Annotated in this window: 1 protein-coding gene; it reads left to right on the top strand. The window is 68.1% G+C overall.

Annotated elements, in window-relative coordinates; translation table 11 throughout:
- Window positions 1–599 (top strand): FHIPEP family type III secretion protein (locus BGN95_RS23140; protein ID WP_502688341.1); only part of this gene is annotated, 599 nt, incomplete at both ends.

Genomic DNA, 599 nt, shown 5'->3' on the forward strand with positions numbered 1-599 from the left:
AAAGGATCTCGCCGGGCAGATCGGCAGCCAGTTCGGCTCGGCGCGGACCTGGACCCCGGTGGCCGGGATCCTGTTCCTGCTCGGGGTGCTGCCGGGGATGCCGCATCTGGTGATCCTCCCCGCCGCCGCGATCGCCGGCTTCGCCGCGTGGAAATTGCGCCAGATCGCCAATCGCCCCGCCCCGGTGGCGGAGGTCAAGCCCGAGCCGGTCGACCAGTCGCGCATCGGCTGGGACGAGGTGACCGACGGGATGATGGTCAATCTCGACATCGGCTACGGGTTGGTGCCTTTGGTCGACGAGCGCAAGGGCAGCCCACTGATGGCGCGGATCACCGGGGTACGGCGCCAGCTTTCGAAGGAGCTCGGCTTCGTCGTGCCGCAGGTCAAGGTGCGCGACGACATCAACCTCGCGCCTTACACTTATCGGCTATTGGTCGGCGGCGTCGCGCTCGGCGAGGATCAGGTGTCGCCCGACGAAATGCTCGCGCTCGATACCGGCACCGGTTTCGGCGAGCTCAACGGCAAGAAAGCCAAGGATCCGACCTTCGGACTCGACGCGACCTGGATCGCGCCCGGCGACGCCGATGCGGCGACCGGCG

The sequence above is a fragment of the Sphingomonas sp. 66-10 genome, from assembly GCF_001897045.1.
Classification (GTDB): Bacteria; Pseudomonadota; Alphaproteobacteria; order Sphingomonadales; family Sphingomonadaceae; genus Sphingomonas; species Sphingomonas lycopersici.